General features: G+C 40.0%; 23 protein-coding genes and 1 riboswitch. Of the genes, 4 read left to right on the top strand and 19 right to left on the bottom strand.

Annotated elements, in window-relative coordinates:
* Window positions 1-28: 28 nt before the first annotated feature.
* The 8 genes from tenA to DRF67_RS13275 all read right to left on the bottom strand — a co-directional run bounded on the left by tenA (window position 29) and on the right by DRF67_RS13275 (window position 7403).
* Entirely contained in the window at window positions 29-709 is a 681-nt protein-coding gene (tenA, locus tag DRF67_RS13240) for a thiaminase II (RefSeq protein WP_115928763.1), read from the bottom strand.
* Entirely contained in the window at window positions 696-1529 is an 834-nt protein-coding gene (gene thiD / locus DRF67_RS13245; RefSeq protein ID WP_115928764.1) for a bifunctional hydroxymethylpyrimidine kinase/phosphomethylpyrimidine kinase, read from the bottom strand. The genes tenA and thiD overlap by 14 nt, the downstream gene beginning before the upstream one ends.
* Complete coding sequence (gene thiE / locus DRF67_RS13250) at window positions 1526-2161, bottom strand: thiamine phosphate synthase (RefSeq protein ID WP_115928765.1); 636 nt, start codon at window positions 2159-2161, stop codon at window positions 1526-1528. Before thiE ends, thiD begins: the two co-directional genes overlap by 4 nt.
* A complete protein-coding gene (gene thiM, locus DRF67_RS13255) occupies window positions 2158-2955 on the bottom strand; it encodes a hydroxyethylthiazole kinase (RefSeq protein ID WP_185142112.1) in 798 nt (265 codons plus the stop codon). The genes thiE and thiM overlap by 4 nt, the downstream gene beginning before the upstream one ends.
* Window positions 2956-3015: 60 nt before the next feature.
* Window positions 3016-3108: riboswitch (TPP riboswitch) on the bottom strand.
* A 58-nt stretch (window positions 3109-3166) separates the two neighbouring features.
* A complete protein-coding gene (locus tag DRF67_RS13260; RefSeq protein ID WP_185142114.1) occupies window positions 3167-5008 on the bottom strand; it encodes a carbon starvation CstA family protein in 1842 nt (613 codons plus the stop codon).
* Between the two features lie 192 nt (window positions 5009-5200).
* Window positions 5201-6235, bottom strand: a complete 1035-nt coding sequence (locus DRF67_RS13265) for an alpha/beta hydrolase (RefSeq protein WP_115928766.1) — start codon at window positions 6233-6235, stop codon at window positions 5201-5203.
* 24 nt (window positions 6236-6259) lie between these two features.
* Window positions 6260-6643 (bottom strand): DUF3037 domain-containing protein, encoded by a 384-nt coding sequence (locus DRF67_RS13270; protein ID WP_115928767.1) that lies wholly within the window; start codon window positions 6641-6643, stop codon window positions 6260-6262.
* On the bottom strand, window positions 6630-7403 hold the full coding sequence (locus DRF67_RS13275; RefSeq protein ID WP_115928768.1) for a HipA family kinase: 774 nt from the start codon (window positions 7401-7403) through the stop codon (window positions 6630-6632). The genes DRF67_RS13270 and DRF67_RS13275 overlap by 14 nt, the downstream gene beginning before the upstream one ends.
* A 182-nt stretch (window positions 7404-7585) precedes the next feature.
* On the opposite strand from DRF67_RS13275, the gene DRF67_RS13280 reads away from it, so the two are divergent.
* Both DRF67_RS13280 and DRF67_RS13285 read left to right on the top strand, forming a co-directional pair.
* Window positions 7586-8428, top strand: a complete 843-nt coding sequence (locus tag DRF67_RS13280; protein WP_115928769.1) for an alpha/beta hydrolase family protein — start codon at window positions 7586-7588, stop codon at window positions 8426-8428.
* A gap of 44 nt (window positions 8429-8472) precedes the next feature.
* The gene (locus tag DRF67_RS13285; RefSeq protein ID WP_115928770.1) at window positions 8473-9000 is read left to right on the top strand and encodes a hypothetical protein; all 528 of its coding nucleotides are present in this window, start codon (window positions 8473-8475) and stop codon (window positions 8998-9000) included.
* 107 nt (window positions 9001-9107) lie between these two features.
* Here the strand turns inward: DRF67_RS13285 and DRF67_RS13290 are convergent, their stop codons facing one another.
* The 9 genes from DRF67_RS13290 to DRF67_RS13330 all read right to left on the bottom strand — a co-directional run bounded on the left by DRF67_RS13290 (window position 9108) and on the right by DRF67_RS13330 (window position 19026).
* Complete coding sequence (locus DRF67_RS13290) at window positions 9108-9932, bottom strand: flavin reductase family protein (protein WP_115928771.1); 825 nt, start codon at window positions 9930-9932, stop codon at window positions 9108-9110.
* An 83-nt stretch (window positions 9933-10015) separates the two neighbouring features.
* The gene (locus tag DRF67_RS13295; protein WP_115928772.1) at window positions 10016-10429 is read right to left on the bottom strand and encodes a GxxExxY protein; all 414 of its coding nucleotides are present in this window, start codon (window positions 10427-10429) and stop codon (window positions 10016-10018) included.
* Window positions 10430-10527: 98 nt separating this feature from the next.
* Window positions 10528-11775 carry a fumarylacetoacetase gene (gene fahA / locus DRF67_RS13300; RefSeq protein ID WP_115928773.1) on the bottom strand — a complete coding sequence of 416 codons (1248 nt, stop codon included), beginning with the start codon at window positions 11773-11775 and terminating at the stop codon, window positions 10528-10530.
* A 55-nt stretch (window positions 11776-11830) separates the two neighbouring features.
* Window positions 11831-12292, bottom strand: a complete 462-nt coding sequence (locus tag DRF67_RS13305; protein ID WP_115928774.1) for a hypothetical protein — start codon at window positions 12290-12292, stop codon at window positions 11831-11833.
* A gap of 71 nt (window positions 12293-12363) precedes the next feature.
* Window positions 12364-13494, bottom strand: a complete 1131-nt coding sequence (gene hppD, locus DRF67_RS13310; RefSeq protein WP_115928775.1) for a 4-hydroxyphenylpyruvate dioxygenase — start codon at window positions 13492-13494, stop codon at window positions 12364-12366.
* 237 nt (window positions 13495-13731) lie between these two features.
* A complete protein-coding gene (locus DRF67_RS13315) occupies window positions 13732-14514 on the bottom strand; it encodes a hypothetical protein (protein WP_115928776.1) in 783 nt (260 codons plus the stop codon).
* A gap of 134 nt (window positions 14515-14648) precedes the next feature.
* Window positions 14649-15923 carry an acetyl-CoA hydrolase/transferase family protein gene (locus DRF67_RS13320; RefSeq protein WP_115928777.1) on the bottom strand — a complete coding sequence of 425 codons (1275 nt, stop codon included), beginning with the start codon at window positions 15921-15923 and terminating at the stop codon, window positions 14649-14651.
* Window positions 15924-16145: 222 nt separating this feature from the next.
* Window positions 16146-17657 (bottom strand): succinate CoA transferase, encoded by a 1512-nt coding sequence (locus DRF67_RS13325; RefSeq protein ID WP_115928778.1) that lies wholly within the window; start codon window positions 17655-17657, stop codon window positions 16146-16148.
* Window positions 17658-17874: 217 nt separating this feature from the next.
* A complete protein-coding gene (locus tag DRF67_RS13330; protein WP_115928779.1) occupies window positions 17875-19026 on the bottom strand; it encodes a homogentisate 1,2-dioxygenase in 1152 nt (383 codons plus the stop codon).
* Window positions 19027-19147: 121 nt separating this feature from the next.
* On the opposite strand from DRF67_RS13330, the gene DRF67_RS13335 reads away from it, so the two are divergent.
* Both DRF67_RS13335 and DRF67_RS13340 read left to right on the top strand, forming a co-directional pair.
* On the top strand, window positions 19148-21217 hold the full coding sequence (locus DRF67_RS13335; RefSeq protein ID WP_115928780.1) for a TonB-dependent receptor plug domain-containing protein: 2070 nt from the start codon (window positions 19148-19150) through the stop codon (window positions 21215-21217).
* A gap of 50 nt (window positions 21218-21267) precedes the next feature.
* Window positions 21268-21675: a thiol:disulfide interchange protein gene (locus tag DRF67_RS13340; RefSeq protein ID WP_228435809.1), complete on the top strand. Its 408-nt coding sequence runs from the start codon at window positions 21268-21270 to the stop codon at window positions 21673-21675.
* A gap of 955 nt (window positions 21676-22630) precedes the next feature.
* On the opposite strand, the gene DRF67_RS13350 is transcribed toward DRF67_RS13340, so the two are convergent.
* Both DRF67_RS13350 and DRF67_RS13355 read right to left on the bottom strand, forming a co-directional pair.
* On the bottom strand, window positions 22631-23107 hold the full coding sequence (locus DRF67_RS13350) for a cupin domain-containing protein (RefSeq protein WP_115928783.1): 477 nt from the start codon (window positions 23105-23107) through the stop codon (window positions 22631-22633).
* A 3-nt stretch (window positions 23108-23110) separates the two neighbouring features.
* Window positions 23111-24100, bottom strand: coding sequence for an NADP-dependent oxidoreductase (locus DRF67_RS13355; RefSeq protein WP_115928784.1), 990 nt, complete (start codon window positions 24098-24100; stop codon window positions 23111-23113).
* Between the last annotated feature and the right edge of the window lie 52 nt (window positions 24101-24152).

Below are 24152 nucleotides of genomic sequence, written 5' to 3' on the forward strand. Positions count from 1 at the left end.
CCCATTGGGTTCCGTTTTTTTATAAAGTTTATTGGTGGTTAGAGAAAAGTATTGAAGATGAGTTCCACATCTTCAGTTCATAGGCTGCTTCCCAGAAATGATATTCCATTCTGGAGGCGGTGATAAAAGCTTCCGACATTTTTTTCCGGGTTTCTTCAGTGCTGTTCTCAGCTATTCTGTCACAAATGGCAATCGCCTGGTCTACAGCAGCGGAAAATTCCTCTCCGGCATAGGTAGCAATCCATTTTTCGTAAGGATTATTGACGGTGTTTTGTATACGGTAAATGTGATTGCCGACTTCTCTGTAAATCCAGAAACAAGGCAGTACAGCAGCTACCGCTATTTCCACAGCTTCAAGAGCCGCCGTACTTCTCAGAAAGTGAATGTAATGATGGCAGGCAGGCTGTAAAATACCTTTGTTACCTACGCCAAAATCCTTGAAATAAGATTCGTGCAATGCATTTTCTACAACAATTGCATTTTCTGCAAAACGCATAAAAGCAAGGACATCCTGAAGATCAGGAATCTTTGCAGCGATGAGGGATAATGTTCTTCCGAAATGTTCCAGATATAAAGAATCCTGGGCCATGTAAAACCGGAACTTCTCCTGGGGTAAGCTGCCGTCAGATAATTCTTGTATAAAGGGCATGTCCAGGATAGACTCGTAGCATCCTCCTATCGATTGCCAGATGTGTTCAGACCATTTCATTTTTGATCAGTTTTTGAGGGTTAAAAAAGTGGTTTAGCGGACCGTTTCCAAGTCCTGTTTGGACGTCTGTTCCGTTTTCTATAGCCTGAAAGACATACTGCTGGCCCATCGAAACAGCGTCATACAAAGATTTTCCCTGTGCAATATAGGCTGCGATGGCAGAAGATAGCGTGCAGCCGGAGCCATGGGTATTATCCGTATCGAATTTTAAAGTTTCAAAAGAATGGAAACTGTTATCTACATCATAGAATAAAGATGTAATCGTTGAGGTTGTCTGATGGCCTCCTTTCAGAAGAATCGTTTTGCAGCCGAGTTCTTTTATTTTTTTCCCGGCAGCATACAGATCATCCAGGGTTTCTACTTTTATATTTGCTAAAATTGCCGCCTCATCCATATTAGGGGTAATGACATCAGCAATAGGAAAGAGCTTTTCAGTAATAGCCGTGATCGTCTCCTCTTCAATCAATCTATGTCCACTGGTAGCCACCATCACAGGGTCAAATACGATCGGTATTTTTTTATATTCTGCCAGGGTAGAAACAATGGTTTCAACCAGCTGAGGGGTATGCACCATTCCAATCTTGATGGCATCCGGAATAATATCATCCAGAATTGCTCTGATTTGGTCTGCTACCGCCTCAACAGGAATCGGATATATTTTTCTTACTCCCTGTGTATTCTGTACTGGCAAAGCCGTTAGCACCGAAGTGGAAAAGCAGCCTAAAGCAGAAGCCGTTTTGATGTCGGCCTGAATACCTGCACCTCCGCTTCCATCAAAACCGGCAATCGTTAATACCGACGGATATTTGTACTTTTTCATTTTAAAATTTCGTTTTTTAATTCATAAGCCGCCCGCTGGGGATCATCTGCGCTGCATATCGCGGACACGACGGCAAGACAGTCGGCTCCGGCATTGAGTACTGCTCTTGCATTTTCCAGATGAATACTGCCTATCGCGACCAATGGCTTATCTGTCAGCTGCCTGATTTTTGTGATCCCTTCAAACCCCCATTCTGTAACGGTGTCGGTTTTGGTTTGAGTTCTAAAGACCGGGCTTATTCCCAGATAATCGGATACGGCAGTTTGTTCATTTTCAAGCTGCATCAGGTGCTCCACAGAATAGCCAATGATTTTATCCCTGATCGCGGGCTGCTTTCTAAGATCAGTAGGAGCAGTATCACTGTTCCCCACATGAATGCCTGCTGAATTTACCTTTTCAGCCACTTTCATATTGTCGTTTATGATAAGTGGGATACCGTATTTAGCAGTAATTTCTGTAAGCTTTAGTGCCTTTTGCAGAAACTTTTCTGTGGAGTCACTTTTTTCCCGAAGCTGAATAATATCCACACCACCGAGAATGGCCTGTTCAGCAACTTTGAGAAAGTTTTTCCCCATACAGTCGGCTTCTGAAATCACCAGATACAACTGGTAGGGAAAAGAATGTAAACTCATTTTTGTTCAATCTTCAGATGTTGCGTAAATTCTTCTTCGGTAATGTTGTACAGCTTATCAATCAGGCTGACCTGGAGGCTGCCGGGGCCTTTACTTTCCAGGAACGCCAGCTCTCCCGCTATTCCCAGCAGTGCCATTGCTGCCGCAACACCCTGTACTTTATCTTCCGAGCATCCTATGAATGCTCCGGTAAGAGCTGAAGCCGAGCATCCGAGTCCTGTAACTTTAGTCATGAGAGGATGACCGTTTTTTAAATGGAAACACTTCCCGGGGCTCAGAATAATGTCTGTTTCCCCTGAAATGCACACGATGGTGTTGTATTGTTGAACCAAAATCTGAGCAGCATCCATCGCATCACTGCTTCCGGCCGTGCTGTCTACACCTTTGGTGACGGTGTCGTTTGCTTTTGCCAGGGCAATAATCTCAGAAGCATTGCCCCTGATCACCGTAGGGCGGTATTGTAAAAGCTGATGTAAAACCTGATCCCGGAAAGTGGTAGCACCTGCACCTACAGGATCCAGAACCCAGGGTTTGTTGACGGAATCTGCTATTTCAGCAGCCATGATCATCGATTCGGACCAATACTCGTCAAGGGTGCCTATATTAATAACCACGGAATGAGCAATATTGACCATTTCCTTGATTTCTGATTTTGCGTGGGCCATAATGGGGGAGGCTCCTGCAGCCAAAAGCGCATTGGCTGTATTGTTCATCACGACATAATTTGTCACATTATGAACCAGGGGAGACTGCTGTCGTACAAGCTGAATGTGTTGCCAGAGAATTTTTTCCATTGTTATCATTACATAAAAATAGCTTTAGGAAAAAATCCGAAACAAAAGTACATCAGAGGTTAATGTAGCTTTGCTTTTCCCTACGCTGGTGTAAGCCATATCAGGTTCAAAGGGACTCTCTCAATTCTTCTCAGAATACCCCTAAAGCAAAACAAATGTATAAAAATTATCACAGCAGGCCAAGAACCGCAATGGAATTTGAAAACAAATACTATCTTTCCACAAGTTCTTTTACCTGTTCTCCATAAAAGTCCGTTTCTGTAGTATTGATTTTTAAAAGTTCATACCATTTTCTGAACGCTCCGATAAATACGATAAGCATCAGAAGCATTGCGGTTGCCGCTAAGGCTGCCAGCAAATACTGTTCTTTCGGAATATAGATAGCCGTGACCTGGATATAACCCGCCCAGAAAGTAATACCTGCCATAAAAACCCCTGGAATGGCTGAGCACAGGGCATATTTCCCTCTGTTCATCCTGATAAGCATCGTGGTACAGACAATAAGACCACAAGCGGCGAGTAACTGGTTGCTGATCCCAAATAACGGCCAAATGCTGCTTACATTTCCGGTATACACCAGATACCCCCAGGCAAAAGTAAAAAGCAGACTGCTGATAATAATCCCCGGAACCCAGTTTTTATCATTGAATTTCGGAACAACAGATCCCAGCATTTCCTGAAGAAAGAAGCGCCCGACTCTGGTTCCTGCATCAATTGCTGTAAGAATGAATACAGCTTCAAACATAATGGCAAAGTTATACCAGTAAGCGGTCAGCTGATCCATATAAGGAATCTTATTAAAAATGTGAGCCATTCCTACTGCTAAGGAAACAGCACCACCAGTCCTTCCATAAAGATCAATCCCTATCTTTTGTGAGTAATAGTCAATATCTACGCCGTGCAGAGAAGGGTGGGCCGCCAGAAAACCGTCATAGGCTTCCTTAGGGGTATTGATGGCGAAGTAATCACCCGGCATCAATGTACATGCAGCGATAAGGGCCATTAGTGCGACGAAACCTTCCACCAGCATTGCACCATAACCTACGAAAAGGATTTCTCTTTCTTTAGTCAGCATTTTAGGAGTCGTGCCCGTTGCAATTACCGCATGAAACCCGGAAATGGCTCCGCAGGCAATCACAATAAAAATAAAAGGAAGTACAGGACCACCTATTACCGGACCGCCACCGTTCACAAATGCAGTGATCGCCGGCATCTGTACTGTGGGATGAATTACAATAACGCCGATGGCCAGCATGATGATTGTTCCTATTTTCAAATAAGTAGAAAGATAATCTCTCGGAACTAAAAGCAGCCATACCGGAAGTACGGATGCCAGAAAGCCATACAGAGGAATTGCAATGGAAATCGTTGTGATGTCCCATGAAAATAAGTTATTCATGGTAGGATTTTGCATCAGGCCATGTCCTCCGATGATTCCTGCTATCAACAGAATGCCTCCCAGAATACTGGCAAAAAGAACACTGTTCTTTTTATACCGCATAATAAGCCCCATGATAATGGCAATGGGCATGGTGATGATTACTGTAAACAGTGACCATGAAGCTTCATGCATCGCATTGATACAGGCAAGGGATAAACCGGCTAATGTAAGGATGAGTATGAACAGAATGGCAAAACCTGCAACAGTTCCTGTGGTTTTACCGATTTCTTTGGAAGCAATCGTGGCAAGACTTTGCCCCTTATGCCTTACCGATGCAAACAGAACTACCATATCGTGCACCCCACCTCCCAGAACACAGCCTATCAGAATCCATAATGCTCCCGGAAGATATCCGAACTGAGCAGCCAGGACAGGTCCTACCAAAGGACCAGCAGCTGCAATGGCAGCAAAATGGTGTCCGAAAAGTACATTTTTATTGGTGGCTACATAATCTTTACCATCTGCGAATTCTACCGCAGGAGTGGTATGCCGGTCATTAAGCCGCAGCACTTTATTCGCAATAAAAATACCGTAAAAACGATAGGCTATTGCAAAAATCAGAACAGATACAAATATAAGGGTAAGCGCATTGATATTATTAAGATAGTCCATATTGCTTGCTTTTATTAATGAATAATTAAATTGTAAGGCTAATTGTTGTGAATAATTTAAGCAATAGCCAAGGTAGATAATTTTCAATTAATAAATATCGATATGTATATCAATATAGCAAATTTAAAAATGTTTGTTATTTAAGATATTGATTTTATGTTTGTTAATGAATGTGTTTCTTGTAAATGTATATTATTTTTTTTGTGAGACGATAAAATCTACCATCTGATCGGTAACCTTATCCAGATCGGTCTTATCAGTAGTTCTGAAGCCGTGCACCCCGTTATCAATAATGATTAAGGAGGTATGAACTTCAGCTCTTTTTAATTTGTGGTACAATTTTTTAGACTGACTGAGAGGAACTATTTTATCTTTAGTACCCTGAACAATTAAGGTAGGAACACCTCCGGAGACAAAATTAACAGGGGAAATGGTTTTCAGGTATTGTATGGCGCTGTCCTGGTCTTTCTGAATATCATAGCCTGAAATGCCTTTTACCAGATTCTGTTGTAAGCTGACAATCTTTTTAGACATCAGCCCAATCATCGCTACCGGGATTGTTCCCAGGCGGGTATGAAAGAGCTTATTGAGGTCAGTGGGGCCATAATGGTCAATAACATAATTTACTTTTGCAGAATATGAGGAAAGCTCCGGGCTTCCCATGAATGTATCATCCGGAGTATAAGCGGCGAGCAACGCGAGATGAGCTCCCGCCGAAGCCCCGAAAAGCCCGATATTACTGGTGTCAAAATGATATTTTTCTGCATTTTTCCTTACCCACTTTACGGCATCTTTAGTGTCTTCCAGTGGGAGCGGGAAATGGATGCTGCTATTGAGGAGCGTATAGTTTATACTGATCACAGCGTATTGTTTGGCCAGCAGCTTTGCTATCGTAGTTTCAACATAGTTGTCAGCATGGATGATTTTGTCACCCTCTACCCAGCCTCCACCATGGATATAGATCATCACCGGGAGCTTGTCTTCTGATTTGCTCTTAGGAATAAAAAGGTCCAGCGCTACCGGAGCTCCGTTTCTGTTGGTTTTGTATACAATATCTTCAGAAACATGGGCAATATCCGGTAGAAGTGTACTCTTAACAGGTAGAGCTTTTACAGGTGTCTGTGGAAAATTTTGCGAAAAGGATAAGTGAGAAAAGTTTAAAAATAAAATAAAAAACAGGTTTGTAAAAAACCTGTAATGTGATATGTTGTAGGAGGATACTCTCATAATATAATTTTTTTGAAGAATCTGCTATTGTACTAATTCCTCAAAAAGCTTACCAAAAGTAGTATTCAGATCTCTTGATTTTCCCGGATGAGGTCTTGAAGTCTGAACGACAGCACTTCTTACAGCAGTCAGCCAGCGGAAACGTTCCGGAATGTCGAGTTGTGCAATAGGTCCGCCGTCTTTCTCGCCGTTGGCAATTTTCTGAAAGCTTTCCAGATTGTGGATGACATCTTCATAATCCAGCTTGCTGTGCATCAGCCTGAATTTATCCGGACATAAATAAAATTCCACCCGGATGAATTTTTCTTTTTTGGAAAACATCACCAGTCCGATATTGAAAAATTCTTCTCTTTCAACTTTGGGTACCAGGCGTATTACCGCATATTCATATATTTTATCCTCTTGCATTTTTAGCTTCATTTACAAAGATTTGTGAGTTTTCCAGTCTGGTTTTCATAAACTGAAAATAAATTTCACGAATTTCATCGGGAGTTTCATCTGCATCATTCCATTGAAGCCAGTCTTCAGGAATAGAATTCACGATGTCTCTGAACAGATCGTCGTTCAGTATTTCGTGCGCAAATTGCTCAGCTTCGTCCAGCATCGTTGCTTTAGGCAGAAGTACATGGTCTTTCACATACTTGAACGGTGTTTTTGCCGCCGTATCAAAATTCTGCCATGAATGATGGAAATAGAACGAAGCCCCGTTATCAATAATCCACAGTTCTTTATGCCACATCAGCATATTTGTATTCTTAAAAGTACGGTCTATATTGGTAATAAAGGCATCCAGCCACACTATTTTTGAAGCCAGAAGAGCATCTATAGGGACGCCAGGATCATAAGTGATCGACCCGGAAAGATAGTGCAGTCCAAGGTTCAGTCCTTCAGAAGATTTCAGCAGATCCTGTATTTCCTCATCAGCTTCGGTTCTTCCAAAATCAGCATCGAGATTGACAAAAACCAGCTCGGGAATTTTGAGTCCCAAAGCTTCTGTAATCTTTCCTCCTAAAAGTTCAGAGATCAGCATTTTCACTCCATGGCCGGCACCACGGAATTTTAAAACATATTTAAAGTCATCATCAGCCTCTGCCAACGCGGGAAGAGAACCTCCCTCTCTCAGTGGCAGAATGTAACGCATTACGGTTACAGTTCTTAAATTCTGCATGAAGCAAAAATAAGGTTTTACTTTGTGTTTAATTCTATTTTTAATATTTTTAAGTGAAAAATGAATTTTGACCCATTGTTATAACAGAAATTCCCAAAGCCGGGTAAATTTCAAGCATGGATAAGATGAATATAAACCTCATTGTGAAATGCTAAGCAGATCACGCGTATAAAGTATCGAATATGAATATCATTAAAAAACAAAATATCCTCATTTCCAATCCTGAAACAAAAGATTTCCTTGCAGATGCCTGTTACCCTGAGACAGAGCGACAGCTTCCTTTGGTTATTTTTGTTCATGGTTATAAAGGCTATAAAGACTGGGGCGCCTGGGAATTGATGGCAGAAAAATTTGCAGCTGCCGGCTTTTTCTTCGTTAAGTTTAACTTTTCACATAACGGAACAACAATACATGATCCGCTTAACTTCGGAGATCTTGAGGCTTTTGGAAATAATAATTATTCGAAGGAGCTTTCCGACTTAGGGGTGGTCATAGACTATTTCAGTAAAAATCCACATGTCGATGATGAGAAAATTGTTTTGATTGGTCACAGCAGGGGAGGAGGAATTTCTATTATCAAGACATTTGAAGATGAACGAATCAATGGGCTTATTACGCTGGCCAGCGTAGATAGTCTGGATCGTTTTCCAAGAGAAGAAGCTTTTGACCACTGGAAAGAAAAAGGGGTCTATTATGCCCTGAATGGGCGTACCCAACAGGAAATGCCGCATTATTACCAGTTTTACGAAGATTATGAGCAAAACGTGCATCGCTTTGATGTGGAGCGGGCTACGGAAATGGCCAAAGCCTATTTGCTGATTATTCATGGAACGGAAGATGAAGCAGTAGAAGTAAAGCAGGCGGAACACCTCCATATTCTTAATCCGAACTCTGAGCTGTTCCTGATAGAAAATGGAAATCATACGTTTGGTGCCAAAGAGCCCTGGACAGATCTTACGATGCCTCAGGATCTGAACAAAGCAACCGAAAAATGTATTGATTTTATTAATAAAAACTTGAAATAAAACGGCTTAAATGACGTTATCATACCATCACTATAAAAAAAATTATGAAGAACATTCTTACTGGCGCTATGGCGCTATCATTATTAGTAACTGCTGTTTCATGTAAAAAAGAAGTAAAAACAGAATCTTCTGTAAGTACAGATACTCTGGCTACCGTATTGCCAAAAGACTCTGTAGTTGTTGCACAGACCGATTCTGCAACAGTCACGACACCGACTCCTTCGTCCACCCCGGTTCTGGCAGAAAATATCATTACCAAAAGCGTTGGAAAGTATCCCCATGACATTAAGTTGTTTGAAGATAAAAATATTACAGCCAGACTTAAAAAACTTGTAGGAAATCAGTACGATGAAATGGTAAAAAATTTCAATGTGGAAAGTCCGGTCTCCTCTGAGAATGGTATCTACAAACTTTCCGGATGCAAACAGCACGACTGTCCGGGATATTCTACGTCCATTTATTTTGATGCTCATAATGACAATTTGAATGTTTCCATTGATAAAAATGAGCAAGTGACCCACTTTGCTGAAAAAGGAAAGATTAAGGTTTCAGATGCGTTAAAGGTAAAATAAAGAGGAAGTAATAAAAGTAAATAGGGAAGTGAAACATAAAAAAATCATTCCCATTACTGATGGTGATTTCCTTAGTACAAAAAAGCCTGAAATTTCAGGCTTTTACTTTATTTCATGATCAAAAGCGTCCAGGCTTCTTCAACTTTGCTTTCCAAAAGGAGTTTTTGGGCATTTAGATGAATGTCTTCCTCGGCATGGAAATTTCCGGCAGGCAGAACTTCTGTATTGGCAAGCATCCCCAGGTCGTTTCCTGAAAATACTTTACTGTATTTGATGGCATCCGGCAGCAGATCAAAACCAATTCCTTTTGTGACTAACGGTTTTGGTACTTCAAATAAACTGTTTTCATTGCTTCTGGAATACCAGTTGCTCCCCAAACGGGCTACCATATCCAGTTTTTGCTGATCCAGATTTCCTGCTTCGTTCAGATATTCTTCGCGGATATGAATTTTCTGCACTTCACAGATAACCAGATTTCCGGCGCCACCCTGATCTCCAAGGGACTTTACCTCTACAACTTTGCATTCAAAGTTTACAGGACACTCTTCAATCAGTTTCGGTTGTACGAGATCAGCATCTTTCATGGTAAGGCCGGCTTTGATGAACTCATTCACCCCTGTTTCATACTCGGTAGAGGCTAGAGAAATCTGCTGTACAATAGGAAAATTTACGGTTCCGATAACGACTTCGGGAACCTCAATCACATTCTCCAGGGTATGTTTTGTCGTATTGTCACGGACTCTCCTCGATGGTGAAAAGATCAGAATCGGAGGAACCGTACTGAACATGTTAAAAAAACTGAATGGTGATAAATTGATCGTACCGTCTTTATCCACTGTAGAAGCTAAAGCAATCGGGCGGGGTGAGACAGCCGTCTGCATAATGGTTTGAAGCTGTACGGACGTGAGTTCGGAGGGGATTACTGTTTTCATATTTTTCTATTAACACTTAAGTTATTTTAGTTATTTCTGTTGCTGCATATAAAAGAACACTTAAGGTTGAAAATCTTCGATTTTCATTCTTTTGGAAGTTCTTTAAATATTTTAGAGGCAAAAGATTCACAACCTTCGTGATAAAGGTTTGTAACATTAAAATTAACTAGGATTGAACGAGGAACTTGTAAAAGATTCATATAGTTTATGGTTTGAGCTTTATGAATTTGATGAATTTCAGTTACAGATTTTAATTCTAAAACAATTAATTCTTCAATCAAAAAGTCACATTTTACCTTGCAATTTATATGCTTGCCTTTATACAAGAATGGTATTTCAAGTTCACTTTGGTATTTTAAACCTATCAGATTAAATTCTTTTTCTAAACATTGATGATACACCTCTTCGTACAAACCGGGGCCTGCTAGTTTATGTACTTCTATACAAGCTCCAATGATTTTGTAAGATAGATCATTAATCAATTTTTGAGTAATCATAATATTTGAAAATGAAAATCATAGATTTTCAAAAACCTAAAGTGAACTTAATTTTACCATTATCATGTAACTTAAAAAACTTAAGTGTTTAAAAATTATTAAAGTGTTGGAATAATTTTACCTGAAACTTCACCAAAACCTACTCGCACACCGTCTTTTACAGCCCATGCCTTCATGGTAACGGTATCGTTATCTTCAATGAATTTTCTTTCTTCACCGTTATTTAGTGATAAAGGGTTTTGACCTCTCCAGGTTAATTCAAGCATAGAACCGAAAGATTTAGGATCATTTCCGGAAATAGTGCCACTCGCATACATATCACCGACCTCCACGTTACATCCGTTCACTGTATGGTGCGCCAGCTGCTGGGTCATATTCCAGTACATATGCTTGTAGTTACTTTCACAGATGAGATTCTGCTCTCCGTTTTCTGGCTGGATATACACTTCAAGGTTGATGTCATAGTTTTTTTCGCCATCAAACTTCAGGTAGTCCAATACCTCAGGATCCTGTACAGGAGAAGCGGTTCTGAATGGCTCCAAAGCTTCAAGAGTAACTACCCATGGAGAGATGGATGAACCGAAATTCTTCGCAAGGAACGGACCCAGCGGAACGTATTCCCAAGACTGAATATCTCTTGCTGACCAGTCGTTGAAAACCACCATTCCAAAGATGGCATCTTCAGCTTCTTTTGTGGAAATACTTTCGCCCATTTCCGTGTTTTTATTAATGATGAAAGCCATTTCCAGCTCAAAATCCAACTGCTTGCAAGGTCCAAAAACCGGTTTATCTGCATCAGCAGGCTTCATCTGACCTTTAGGGCGGTTGATATCTGTACCTGAAACGACAATAGAGGAGGCTCTTCCGTGGTAGCCTACCGGTAAGTGTTTCCAGTTGGGCAATAAAGCGTTTGCCGGATCACGGAACATTTTTCCCACATTTGTAGCATGTTCGATGCTGCTGTAAAAATCCGTATAATTCGGGATGTGTACAGGCATCATCATTTTTACCTTATCCAGATCATAGAAAGCTTCTTCGATGGTTTTCTGATCTTTTGATAAGGTGGATCCTTCCTGTAGCAAGGTTTGAATTCTGGTCCGTACGACATTGGTCACGTTTTTACCCAGCTCGATAAATTCATTGAGGGTATAGGCTTCAAAAACATTGTCATCAAGTCCTTCAATATCATCAAAATAGCTCAGATCATACAAGGTAGCAAGATCAATAACCTGATCTCCGATTCTTGTGCAGCATCCGATGTATTCTTTATTAAAAACTGCAACTCCAAAAGGAATATTATGTATAGAAAAATCCGAATTTGAGGAATAGTCTACAAATGATTTCATAAGTTTAGATTTTAGTTAGATTTAAATATCATCCTGAGAAATTTCCCCGGAAAATTTATTTTGCCTTTTTTGAATAAGATGCTTCATCAATCCATCTGTCGCGCGTATTGACATCAATGAGATAGAGGATATCATCCTGTCTGGTCAGCAATAAAGTTTTGGTGACTGGCATGGGAATCTTTTTATTTTCAAGCTTGTCTGCCCGTAAAGAAATAATATTGTTTTTTCTAATGATATCGCCGGTGAAAACATTAGAACTGCTTTCCCCTGTTGCTTTATCATCGAAAACCTCTACGTAGGTAGCATCATTTCCTTTGAAAATAATAAAATCTCTTTCTGTGTGGTCGGCCTCATCTTTAATGAAAACAAATTTCTTGTTATCAATATTCACTTTTTCAAGATGCTGATTGATGCCTTTTCTTTGTTCAAGTCGGTTAAGAATTTCATTCAGTGTTCCATATTGGGCCTTTAGGCCTAATGTTCCAAAAAATAAAACTCCAAGTAACAATTTTCTCATATATTGTGTTTTATAAAAAAGTTTTGTCAGAATAGGGTATCCTGACAAAACTAAATATTTTTAATGTAAAATTAAAGATTACCTCTTCTTTCCTGCTCTCTTTCCAATGCTTCAAATAATGCTTTGAAATTTCCGGCACCGAAACTCTGTGCGCCGTGTCTTTCAATGATTTCGAAGAATAGAGTAGGGCGGTCTTCTACAGGTTTTGTAAAGATCTGAAGTAAGTACCCTTCTTCATCATGATCAATAAGTATACCTAAATCCTGAAGTTTCTTAAGATCTTCATCAATATGGCCTACTCTTTCTGGAACCATATCATAATAAGCTTCCGGTGGAGCAGAAAGGAATTCTACACCACGTTTTTTTAGCTCGGTTACCGTGTGGATGATATCTTTGGTGGCAACGGCAATGTGCTGTACCCCTTCTCCTTCATAGAAATCAAGGTATTCTTCCACCTGGGATTTCTTTTTACCTTCAGCAGGTTCATTGATAGGGAATTTGGCATATCCGTTTCCGTTTGACATCACTTTGGACATCAATGCGGAGTATTCTGTATTGATCTGTTTGTCATCAAAGGAAAGAATATTGACAAACCCCATTACTTTTTCATACCATTCTACTGTTGGGATCATTCTGTTCCAGTCAACATTTCCTACACAGTGGTCCACGTATAACAATCCTGCTTCTTCAGGCTTATAGTCGCTTTCCCACTTTTCATATCCGGGCATGAAAGCACCATCATAATTTGTTCTTTCTACAAACATGTGAACAGTTTCTCCATAGGTGTAGATTCCGGACATTTTTACCTCGCCATGCTCATCAGTTAAAGTTACAGGCTCCAGATAAGGTTTTCCACCTCTTTTAGTTGTTTCTTCAAAAGCTGCATACGCGTCATCTACCCAAAGTGCCAAAATTTTTACTCCGTCACCATGTTTTTTTACGTGTTCGTTGATAGGAGAATCTGAAGTAAGCCCTGTTGTAAGAACCAATCTGATCTTTCCCTGTTGAAGCACATAAGATGCACGGTCTCTTACTCCTGTTTCAGGACCCGCATAGGCTACAGACTGAAAACCGAAAGCGGTTTTGTAATAATGGGCAGCCTGTTTTGCATTTCCTACGTAAAACTCAATATAATCTGTACCGTTGATCGGTAAGAAATTTTCTGCTTGAGCAATTTTCTCGGCAAATGTAAGTGTTGACATATTTTCTCTTTTACTTTTATTTTATTGGTATGCAAATTACAAAAAACTTGGATATGGCGAAAATAATAAGCAGGAATCGTTGAATATATTTAACATAAAGTTAAAGAAATGTTTACTTAAGTATATTTAAGTTTCTTACGTTTGAAAAAGGCTTATTACATTTGTAATACAAAAGACAAGTGAAAAAAATGTTTCGAACATGAAAGCCGCAGATATTCTCTACGGCTTTCTTATTATTTATATTTGTCGGTTTAATCTTCCGGCGTCCGGATTATAGTTATCCCAAATCTTCCAGGAGTCACCTATTTTCCGGATAAAATAAATCTGGGTACTCAACTGATTGACAAAATGTTCTTCCCCAGTTTCGCCTACTTTGAACAGCAGATTCCAGAATTCCTGGGATTCCAGGATTTTCTTGTCCGGTTCGTCGGTAACGATATGAATGTCAAAAACTTCATAATTGGAACGGTTGTTTTTTGTCACCAGCTGAAAATCCTTATCGCAAAGCTCTTTACTGAACTGTGAAACCCGTTCCAGAAAAGGAGAATCATCAAATACAAGATCTTTGAACAGCTTGGTATTGTGGTCCGGAAACTGTTTGCAGAACTCAAAGGCAGTTGCACAATAATTATAGACCATCTGCGTGGTAAACGATTGGTCATCTGCATCCTTATTCTCCTGTTGCTTTTGCCTTACAAAAAGAATGTAGTCGTTGAGATCTTTATATCCCAAAAAAATACAGATCTTATCCAAGGTCTTTAAGAACCTGAGATCGTTGTGTGTCTTGTCCTGGTAATCATTTTCAAAAAATCTTTGTAAGGTAACATGCGAAATGGTATTTCCGATTTCAAATTTTTTTCCTCCTTTCAGTTCTTCCGCTTCAGATAGTTCATCTTTAATGATCTCGGAGAGAATAATATAGTGGCTTCTTTTCCATTCATTCACATTCCCCAAAACCGAATTCCTTATTTTTGAATGCCTTACTACTTCTTCCCGTATCGAATTATATATAGTCTTCAACTTTCTTGTTTTAGAAAGAGTTTTATCAAAAATACTGCCAAAATGTTAAATTTTTTTTATGTTTACATTTGCCTGGGTTCAAAATCTGTTTTTGGATTTCAGCAGAAAAGACGTGGAAATCCTGCTCTTAATTATCAGTGTTTAAATCTTTCAAAAGCTGCCCTCTCCAGCATCTCCCGGTCATCCGGGTGAGCAATGCTGATAAGCTCCTGTGCCCTTTGGCGAAGGTTTTTCCCATACAGATAAGCTGTTCCATATTCTGTGACTACATAGTGAATGTGGCCTCTTGTTGTAACGACACCGGCACCCTGTTTAAGAAAAGGGACAATTCTTGAAACTCCTTTTTTAGTTCTGGCAGTAATGGCAATGATTGGTTTTCCATCCTCACTCAGTGCGGCACCACGCATGAAATCCATCTGTCCCCCGATACCACTGTACTGCATTGTTCCGATAGAGTCGGCGCATACCTGTCCTGTGAGATCAATTTCAATAGCGGAATTGATGGCCACCAGTTTTTTATTTCTCATAATATTGATCGGAAAATTCACCTCGCTTACATCTCTGAAAGCAAATACGGTGTTATCATCAACATAATCATAGAGTTTTCGGGTCCCGAAACAAAAGCTTGTGATGGTTTTATTATCATTATAACCTTTGTATTTATTGTTGATAACATCATCCTGAATAAGGTCGATAACCCCGTCACTCAGCATTTCGGTATGAATTCCCAGGTCTTTGTGGTTGGTAAGGCATTTTAAAACTGCATCAGGAATGGTTCCGATGCCCATCTGAAGCGTAGAACGGTCTTCAATAAGCTCTGCGACATGTTTTCCTACAAGCATTTCTTCCGGACCTACTTTTGAACCGTAATCTACAGTGGGAAGTTCCTCCTCATGCCATACCAGTTTATGAATCCTGCTGATGTGGATCATTCCATCACCATGGGTTCTTGGCATTCTGGGATTGACAATGGCTACAATGATCTTTGCCGTGTCGACAGCAGATCTCGCGATGTCTACTGAAGTTCCCAGTGTACAGAAACCATGGATATCCGGTGGTGAGACCGTAATCAGAGCGACATCGAGAGGAAGAATGTTTTTTCTGAACAAGATGGGTATTTCACTTAGAAATACAGGAACAAAATCACCCCGGTCTGAATTGACAGCATCACGCACAGGAGTGGATACGAATAATGAGTTGATGAAAAAACTTTTTTTATACTCCGGCTTGGCAATTTCCACATTGCCCTGTTGGGTAATAGAGACCATTTCCACGTTTTCCAGCCGGTGCGACTGTCGGGCAAGTTCATCGATGAGGTAATTGGGAGTACATGCACTGCCGTGAAAAAATACACGGTTGCCACTTTTGATCGTATATATCGCTTCTTCTGCGCTTATGTAATTATGCATACTTTATTTTTTAAAATATTCATGAATGGTTTTTCCTATCATTTTCTACCTACAAAAACACCTATCTTCTTTCAAAGATAATATTTATAATGTTAGTTTTCTAAATATTCTCTGGATATTATAAAGACTTTTATCATGTGGAATGAACGGGTTAAAACATGTTAAAAAAAACAGGACCCAATACTCTGTATCGGGTCCTGATAATAATTAAAAATGAAATTCCTAACTGGAAATTTCTACTTCTGTAAGCTGTTTCATACTTCCTGTTTCTGAGAATCGTAGATGCCAGCTGAAGGCTTCTTCCAATAAATGTGGGGTATGCCCTCCTCTTTCGCAAGCTCTGTCAAAATAAGACTGGAGTTCTTCTCTGTAATCAGGATGAACACAGTTGTCGATAATGGTCTGTGCCCGCTCTCGTGGTGCCAACCCTCTTAAATCTGCCAATCCGATATCGGTCACCAGAATATCAACATCATGTTCGGTATGATCGGTATGGGAAACCATCGGTAGAACGTGGGAAATATGATTCCCTTTTGAGGCGGCCTGAGTGACAAAAATACTTAGATATGCATTTCTGGCAAAATCTCCGGAACCTCCGATTCCGTTCATGATCTTTGTTCCTCCGATATGGGTGGAGTTGACGTTTCCGTAGATATCGAACTCAATAGCGGTATTAATGGCAATTACTCCCAGTCTTCGGATCAGTCCTGGCGTATTGGAAATATTCTGAGGTCTTAAAACAAATTTTTCTTTATACCTGGACAGGTTTCCTAATACGCGCTCATAGCATTCCTGAGAAACGGTAATGGATGATGCTGACGCAAAGCTTAGCTTGCCCGAGTCTATCAGATCGAATGTACTGTCCTGAAGTACTTCAGAAAACATAGTCAGATCGTAAAAATTGCTGTCTTTAAATCCTGTAAGCACTGCATTGGCTACTTTACCAATACCTGCCTGAAGGGGAAGCAGCCTGTCGGTAAGACGTCCCAGACGAACTTCATTTTCAAAAAAGCCCAGAAGATGTCCGGCAATGGCTGTTGTTTTTTCATCAGGCTCGGCAATATCTGCGGGGCTGTCTTTAAGGCTTGTAAAAACAATGGCTTCAATTTTATCCGGATCAACCGGAATACTCTTTCTGCCAATCTTGTTCCAGGGAGCAACAATAGGAATGACGTTTCGGTATGGATAATCGTCTGCCTGATAAATATCGTGGATCCCGTAGACTTCTTCCGGAACTTCCGTGTTGATTTCGATGATAATTTTTTTAGCTAAAGCAGCAAAGGTTACCGAATTTCCCACTGAAGTAGTCGGAACAATGCTTCCGTCTCTTTCAATATAGGCGGCTTCAATGACAGCAACGTCAATACTCTGAAGGTTTTTGGTGTGAAGAAGTTCGGCACTTTCACTTAAATGCTGATCGATGAATAGAATTTCACCTGCGTTGATCTTTTTCCTTAAAACAGGGTCTACCTGAAACGGCATTCTTTTTTTTAAAACATCGGCTTCTGCTAATTTTCCATCAGTCCCATGTCCCAGTGAAGCACCGGTCATTAAGGTGACCTTAAGATTTTCTGTTTTTCCTCTTTCTGCCAGGGCAGGTAAAATGGCTTTGCTATCTCCTGCTTTTGTAAAGCCGCTGGACCCGATGGTCATGCCGTCTTTAATGATTTTAACAGCATGTTCAGCTGTTGTTACTTTTTGGTGTAGACTTTCTAATCTGATTCTTTCTAACATGTAATATTGATTTTGTTTTAAACCACCATTACTCAGGATGCGATATGAAAAATAATGATGGTTATCATGTTAACCATGCCTTACAAATTTACGAAAAAAGACGCTTTAAATAAAGGATTTAAAGCGTCTTTTGTATGTATTCAGCAATACTTTTTAACGAAAATATTGAATTGTTTTTGGCTTTCTCGTGATGGGATGAATTATGATTGTTGTCATCTTACTCCAGCCATGAAGTTTTATACGAAGGATCTTCCACTTTTAAAGCTTCTTCGGTAATCTTTAAAGGACGGAATGGGTCTACCATTACAGCGTATTCTTCCGTGAACTTTTTACCAATACTTCTTTCCATAGCACCGGGGTGAGGTCCGTGTACAATTCCTCCCGGGTGAAGGGTGAAATCCATCAGGTCTATATGATTACGACTCATAAAGTCTCCTTCCGTGTAGAATAAAACCTCATCAGAATCGATGTTGGAGTGATTGTAAGGAGCCGGAATAGCCTGTGGATGGTAGTCATACATTCTAGCGCAGAATGAGCACACGACAAAATTGTGTCCTTCGAAATTCTGGTGAACCGGTGGCGGTTGGTGAATTCTTCCGGTAATGGGCTCAAAGTTTTTGATATTGAATTTGTAAGGATAGAAATATCCGTCCCAGCCTACCACATCAAACGGATGTGTCGCATAGATGAAGTCCGTGATCTGGTTTTCTTTTTTTACTTTGATTAAAAATTCTCCTTTTTCGTCAATCGGTTCTCTGAAAGCTGGTGCAATCATGTCTCTTTCGCAGAACGGAGAATGTTCTAAAAGCTGTCCGAATTCGTTTCTATACCTTTTCGGTGTATAAATAGGAGAGTGGCTTTCCAATACAAAAAATACAGTATCATCAGACTTAAGCTCTACCTGATAGATGGTTCCTCTTGGGATGATCAGATAATCTCCAGTAACAAATTCAAGGTCTCCTACAAATGTTTTTAAAACTCCGGTTCCCTGATGAACATATAGAAGCTCATCACATTCTGCATTTTTGTAGAAATAATCCATTGATTTTCTCGGCTTCGCCAATCCCATTTTCAGATCATTGTTCATCAGAAGGATCTTTCGGCTGTCCATAAAGTCATCTTCAGGGGTGACGTTCATTCCTTTAAACATTCTGGGAGCAATGTTTTTCTCAACAGCAATTTTGGGAGTCACATCCTTAGGTTCGCCGATTGATTTGATCTGTGTAGGGCGGTGGATATGGTACAACAGAGAAGAGATACCATGAAAACCTTCGGTACCGAAAAGCTGTTCATAGTAAAACTTATCTTCAGGAGACTTAAAAATCGTATGTCTTTTTGGTGGGATATTTCCCGATAGATGATATCTCATTTTACTTTGATATGTAGTTTCTCAAATTTAATCATTTTTCATGAATTCGCTGTATCAATATTTTGGGGTGTGTTTGGTAATTGAAAAATAATTGTTAGATTTGTCTAACAATTTTAATTTCATGAAGCGAATATTATTTTCTATTACTTTTTTATCAACCTACTGTTTTGCTCAGGAGACAGACAGCCTTAGTCTGCCACAGGCCAAAATCAGGGATTCTGCAAAAGTTACCAAACGGGAAATCAAAACTAGTAACATAGAGGATGTAGTGGTTACGGGAACGATAAAACCGATGAGCAGATCCAAAAGCCCAGTAGCTGTCGAGATCTACAGTCAGAAATTTTTCCAGAAAAATCCTACCCCAAGTATTTTTGAAGCGATTGCTATGGTCAATGGAATAAAGCCGCAGCTGAACTGTTCGGTCTGCAATACAGGTGATATTCATATTAACGGACTTGAGGGACCTTATACCATGATCCTTATTGATGGAATGCCTATCGTAAGCTCCCTTTCTACGGTATACGGATTAAGCGGAATCCCTAACAGTCTTGTGGACAGAATTGAAGTGGTAAAAGGACCCGCCTCTTCAATATACGGTTCTGAAGCAATGGGCGGCGTGATCAATATTATTACAAAAAATGCATTGACAGCTCCAAAGCTGAGTGTTGATCTGATGACGACCAGCTGGTTTGAAAATAATCTCGACCTTTCTACGAAGTTCAATGCAGGAAAAAATGTGGCATCATTGCTAAGTTTAAATTACTTCAGCTTTAAAGAAAGAATAGATCAGAATAAAGATAATTTCACAGATACTACATTGCAAAGCAGGATTTCAGTTTTCAATAAATGGAACTTTCAGAGAAAAGAAAACCGCCAGGCCAGTTTTGCGATGAGATACCTATATGAAGACCGCTTCGGGGGAGAAATGCAGTGGAATAAATCTTTCCGGGGAAGTGATGAAGTGTACGGCGAGAGTATTTATACGAATAGGGCAGAGGTTTTTGGTTTGTACGAATGGCCAATGAAGGAACATATCGTTACTCAGTTTTCTTACAATTATCATGATCAGAATTCTTTCTATGGAGCCAATCCTTTCAATGCGACGCAAAAGGTCGCTTTTGTACAGACGTATTGGGACAGAAGTTTCGGAAAGCATGATATTACAGCAGGGCTTACCTTCAAGAGAACATTCTACGATGATAATACCCCGGGAACGCTGTCTTCGGACGGCATAACCAATGCCCCGATGAAGTCTCCGATCTGGGGAGCATTTATTCAGGATCAGTGGGAAATCAATGATAAGAATACCCTCTTGCTCGGTTATCGGTATGACTATGATAAAGTGCATCATTCTGTCCATTCGCCGAGATTAGCCTGGAAGTTTTCACCGAATCCTTATCATACTTTAAGGTTCAATTTCGGGACAGGATTCCGGGTAGTCAATCTGTTTACTGAAGATCATGCAGCCCTGACAGGTTCCCGCGAAGTAGTGGTGAAGTCTGATCTGCTGCCTGAAAGGTCGGTGAACGGGAACTTAAACTATATCTGGAAAATTCCCGTGGGAACCCGTATGCTGAACCTTGATGCCTCCGCATTCTACACCTATTTCAGTAATAAAATTGTGGGTGACTTTGATTCGGATCCTGATAAAATTATCTATGATAACCTTCATGGTTACGGAATTTCAAGAGGAGCATCACTGAATGTGGATTTTACATTCCAGTTTCCTCTCAGCGTTAATCTGGGGGTTACCTACCTCGATGTGTATCAAAAATTTGATAATGAGAATCAAAAAACACAGCAGCTGCATGCTCCAAAGTGGAGCGGAACTTATAATCTGACGTATAAATTTCCCCATAACCTGACGGTCGATTTTACCGGACAGTTTTATGGACCGATGAGGCTTCCAGTTCTGCCGAACGACTACCGCCCGGAATACTCCCCGCTGTATTCCCTCGCGAATATCCAGGTTTCCAAAAGTTTCAAGTCAGGATTTGAAGTCTATGGCGGAGTGAAGAATTTATTCAATTTTACTCCCAAGGATCCTCTGATGAGACCTTTTGACCCGTTTGATAAAAACGTTGATGACCCGATCAGCAATCCCAATCACTATACTTTCGATACTGCTTATGGCTATGCACCTATGCAGGGGATCAGAGGATTTCTGGGGATTAAATATACTTTGAAATGAGACCTTTTATTTTATTTTTAATGTTTGTGCCCTGTTTTTATCTGTCTCAGATGAAGACAGGCACTTTTTCTGATCTTGAACATTTCCAGAAAGAGGTTTCCAGTCCTGTTGTTATCCATCTGTATACGGACTGGTGTGCCATCTGTAAGATCGAATCTTTCCGCATGAATAAAGATGATGCTTTGGTGAAAATGATGAATGAACATTTCTACCTGATCAATTTTGAAGCGGAAAAAACAAAGGATAAAATCCGTTTCCAGAATCGTGAATTTGAATACCTCCCCAATGGGAATTCAGGGATTCATGAGCTGGCACTTGCGCTATCAAAAAATAAAAACCAACCGGTCTATCCATTATGGGTATTCCTGGATAAGCATCAGAATTTAATATATTATCAGGAAGGACAGATGACGCCGGAAAAAATGAAGCAAAAACTGTTGGAGATTTCTGCTTTGTAACTGAATGTTATATTTATTTATTTCCCGCAGATTACGCAGATGTTTGTGTAAAATCTGTAGAATCCGCTAGATCTGCATGGGTTTTTATCTGTGTTATTGGTGTGATCTGTGTGAACTTCTTTGTATCCATGTTTCGGAGTTTGTTTGAAACGGCTAAAGTTCAAAGCTGTTTTAAGTTGCAAGGATTTTATCGTCGATACAATTGAATGCTGTTTATATTTGTTTCCCACAGATTCCACAGATTGCGCAGATGTTTGTGTAAAAACTTGTATAACACGTTAGATCTGCATGGGGTTTTATCTGTGTTATTTGTATGATCTATGGGACTTCTTTGTATCCATGTTTCGGAGTTTGTTGGAAACGGCTAAAGTTCAAAGCTGTTTTAAGTTGCAAGGATTTTATCGTCGATACAATTGAATGCTGTTTATATTTGTTTCCCACAGATCCCACAGATTGCGCAGATGTTTGATTAAAACTTGTGTAATCCGCTAGATCTTTATGGGTTTTTATCTGTGTTATTTGTATGATCTGTGGGACTTCTTTGTATCCATATTTCAGATTTTGTTGGAAATGGCTAAAGTTCAAAGCTGTTTTAATTCGCAAGGATTTTATCGTCGATACAATTGAATGCTGTTTATATTTGTTTCCCGCAGATCACACAGATTACGCAGATGTTTGTGTAAAAACTTGTATAACACGTTAGATCTGCATGGGTTTTTATCTGTGTTATTGGTGTGATCTGTGTGAACTTCTTTGTATCCATGTTTCGGAGTTTGTTGGAAACGGCTAAAGTTCAAAGCTGTTTTAAGTCGCAAGGATTTTATCTTCGATCGAATTGAATGCTGTTTATATTTATTTCCCGCAGATTACACGGATTACGCAGATGTTTGTGTAAAATCTGCTACATCTGCATGGGTTTTTATCTGTGTTATTTGTGTGATCTGTGGGAACTTCTTTACTCTTTAATTTCTGCATCAATTAAAACTGCAAGCTGAATACAAGGTTCATCAGAACGGTTACTCCATGCATGATTAGTACCTCTCTGGATGACAATGTCCCCAGGTTTTAGCAGTGTTTCGCCTTCTTCCATAATAAGGTAGAGTTCACCGGAAAGGATAATAATATAATCCAGTGTTGGCGTTTTGTGCATCATTGGATGAGGTTCATTTTTTTTCCATTCCAGACCTAAATCTTTATCTGGGGGAACCACTACATATCGGAAATATGTGCCATTTTTAGGAGTTTGTGGAAATCCGGTATTGGGAATTCTCGTTTCAAAGTTCAGGCTCGCTGGCATTGTCTGGGTATTCCATACATCTGAAATGATCAATCCGGGAAAGTGTTCCACTACGTTGTCTACCTGCCGGTCTTCTGTGATGACGGATTTTCCGTTTTTAGTTCCTGTGATGATGCGTCTGGGTATTGTATTCATAGTTTAATGTTTCATAACAAGTTTATGACCCTGGGTCTGATTACTTTTTAAAATAGCATGGGCCTTCAGAACAGTATCTAGAGAAAGGTCTCCTATTATTTTATGTTGAGGAGGAAGAATGGTTTCGTTTTCAATAAGCTGTTTTATTTTAAGCAGGCTGTTTTTGTAATACCCGTATTTTTTAATCATCCCGTAAGTGTAATTGGAGATATTCATGATCAGGCTTCCTTTATTGAAAAGGATTTCATGAGCATTTTTTGTGACTAAAGCCGTTACATCCACATAAGTACCATTGATCTTTAAAACTTCTGCTGTCACTTCAGACATATAATTCCCTACAAGATCAACCCCTATATCAAATGGTTGGTGATTATTGGCTTTTAAAAGAAATTCGATGAGTTTTTCCTGCCGGTAATTGACGATTTGCTGATCCTTCACGCCTAAGTTGAGGAGCATTTGCCTGTTTTCTTCACTTCCTACGGTCACTGTAAAGTTCTGGATATGATGAGCTAATAAGAGTTTGATGAAAAAAGATCCTACTCCTCCGGCTGCTCCGGTGACCAGAATGGTTTGCTCCGGCTGTAAAGCCAGCCTGGTGAAGATCTGAAGGGAGGTAAGCCCTGCAGACGGAATGGCCGCTGCCTGTTCAAAGGAAAGATTCTTAGGCTTCAGAGAGACAATGACTGCAGGAACAGCAATGTATTCTGCATAGGTACCATTACTGCCCATGGAACCGCTTCCGCAGTACACCTCATCACCCATATTAAATTCTGTGACCTCTGTACCTTTGTCAACGATAATTCCCGACAATTCGCGTCCTAATATAGGAGAACTGATCAATCTTTTTTCCAATTCGTTTTCCAGCATCTGGTAATCGATGGGATTGAAACCGCTGGCTTTAATCTGGATTAAAACTTCATGACTTTTGGGCTGTGGTTTCTCAGCGATGCCGTTTTCCAACTGGAAATTCTTATTTAAAATAACTGCTTTCATATGGTTGATTTTGATACACAAATGTAAAACAGGAATAGTTTATATTTGCTAC

Origin of the sequence: Chryseobacterium pennipullorum, from assembly GCF_003384725.1 — a bacterium.
Classification (GTDB): domain Bacteria; phylum Bacteroidota; class Bacteroidia; order Flavobacteriales; family Weeksellaceae; genus Chryseobacterium; species Chryseobacterium pennipullorum.

Coding starts and splice junctions, on each gene's coding strand:
- tenA (WP_115928763.1), bottom strand. CDS start 709: ATGAAATGGTCTGAACACATCTGGCAATCGATAGGAGGATGCTACGAG.
- thiD (WP_115928764.1), bottom strand. CDS start 1,529: ATGAAAAAGTACAAATATCCGTCGGTATTAACGATTGCCGGTTTTGAT.
- thiE (WP_115928765.1), bottom strand. CDS start 2,161: ATGAGTTTACATTCTTTTCCCTACCAGTTGTATCTGGTGATTTCAGAA.
- thiM (WP_185142112.1), bottom strand. CDS start 2,955: ATGGAAAAAATTCTCTGGCAACACATTCAGCTTGTACGACAGCAGTCT.
- DRF67_RS13260 (WP_185142114.1), bottom strand. CDS start 5,008: ATGGACTATCTTAATAATATCAATGCGCTTACCCTTATATTTGTATCT.
- DRF67_RS13265 (WP_115928766.1), bottom strand. CDS start 6,235: ATGAGAGTATCCTCCTACAACATATCACATTACAGGTTTTTTACAAAC.
- DRF67_RS13270 (WP_115928767.1), bottom strand. CDS start 6,643: ATGCAAGAGGATAAAATATATGAATATGCGGTAATACGCCTGGTACCC.
- DRF67_RS13275 (WP_115928768.1), bottom strand. CDS start 7,403: ATGCAGAATTTAAGAACTGTAACCGTAATGCGTTACATTCTGCCACTG.
- DRF67_RS13280 (WP_115928769.1), top strand. CDS start 7,586: ATGAATATCATTAAAAAACAAAATATCCTCATTTCCAATCCTGAAACA.
- DRF67_RS13285 (WP_115928770.1), top strand. CDS start 8,473: ATGAAGAACATTCTTACTGGCGCTATGGCGCTATCATTATTAGTAACT.
- DRF67_RS13290 (WP_115928771.1), bottom strand. CDS start 9,932: ATGAAAACAGTAATCCCCTCCGAACTCACGTCCGTACAGCTTCAAACC.
- DRF67_RS13295 (WP_115928772.1), bottom strand. CDS start 10,429: ATGATTACTCAAAAATTGATTAATGATCTATCTTACAAAATCATTGGA.
- fahA (WP_115928773.1), bottom strand. CDS start 11,775: ATGAAATCATTTGTAGACTATTCCTCAAATTCGGATTTTTCTATACAT.
- DRF67_RS13305 (WP_115928774.1), bottom strand. CDS start 12,292: ATGAGAAAATTGTTACTTGGAGTTTTATTTTTTGGAACATTAGGCCTA.
- hppD (WP_115928775.1), bottom strand. CDS start 13,494: ATGTCAACACTTACATTTGCCGAGAAAATTGCTCAAGCAGAAAATTTC.
- DRF67_RS13320 (WP_115928777.1), bottom strand. CDS start 15,923: ATGCATAATTACATAAGCGCAGAAGAAGCGATATATACGATCAAAAGT.
- DRF67_RS13325 (WP_115928778.1), bottom strand. CDS start 17,657: ATGTTAGAAAGAATCAGATTAGAAAGTCTACACCAAAAAGTAACAACA.
- DRF67_RS13330 (WP_115928779.1), bottom strand. CDS start 19,026: ATGAGATATCATCTATCGGGAAATATCCCACCAAAAAGACATACGATT.
- DRF67_RS13335 (WP_115928780.1), top strand. CDS start 19,148: ATGAAGCGAATATTATTTTCTATTACTTTTTTATCAACCTACTGTTTT.
- DRF67_RS13340 (WP_228435809.1), top strand. CDS start 21,268: ATGAAGACAGGCACTTTTTCTGATCTTGAACATTTCCAGAAAGAGGTT.
- DRF67_RS13350 (WP_115928783.1), bottom strand. CDS start 23,107: ATGAATACAATACCCAGACGCATCATCACAGGAACTAAAAACGGAAAA.
- DRF67_RS13355 (WP_115928784.1), bottom strand. CDS start 24,100: ATGAAAGCAGTTATTTTAAATAAGAATTTCCAGTTGGAAAACGGCATC.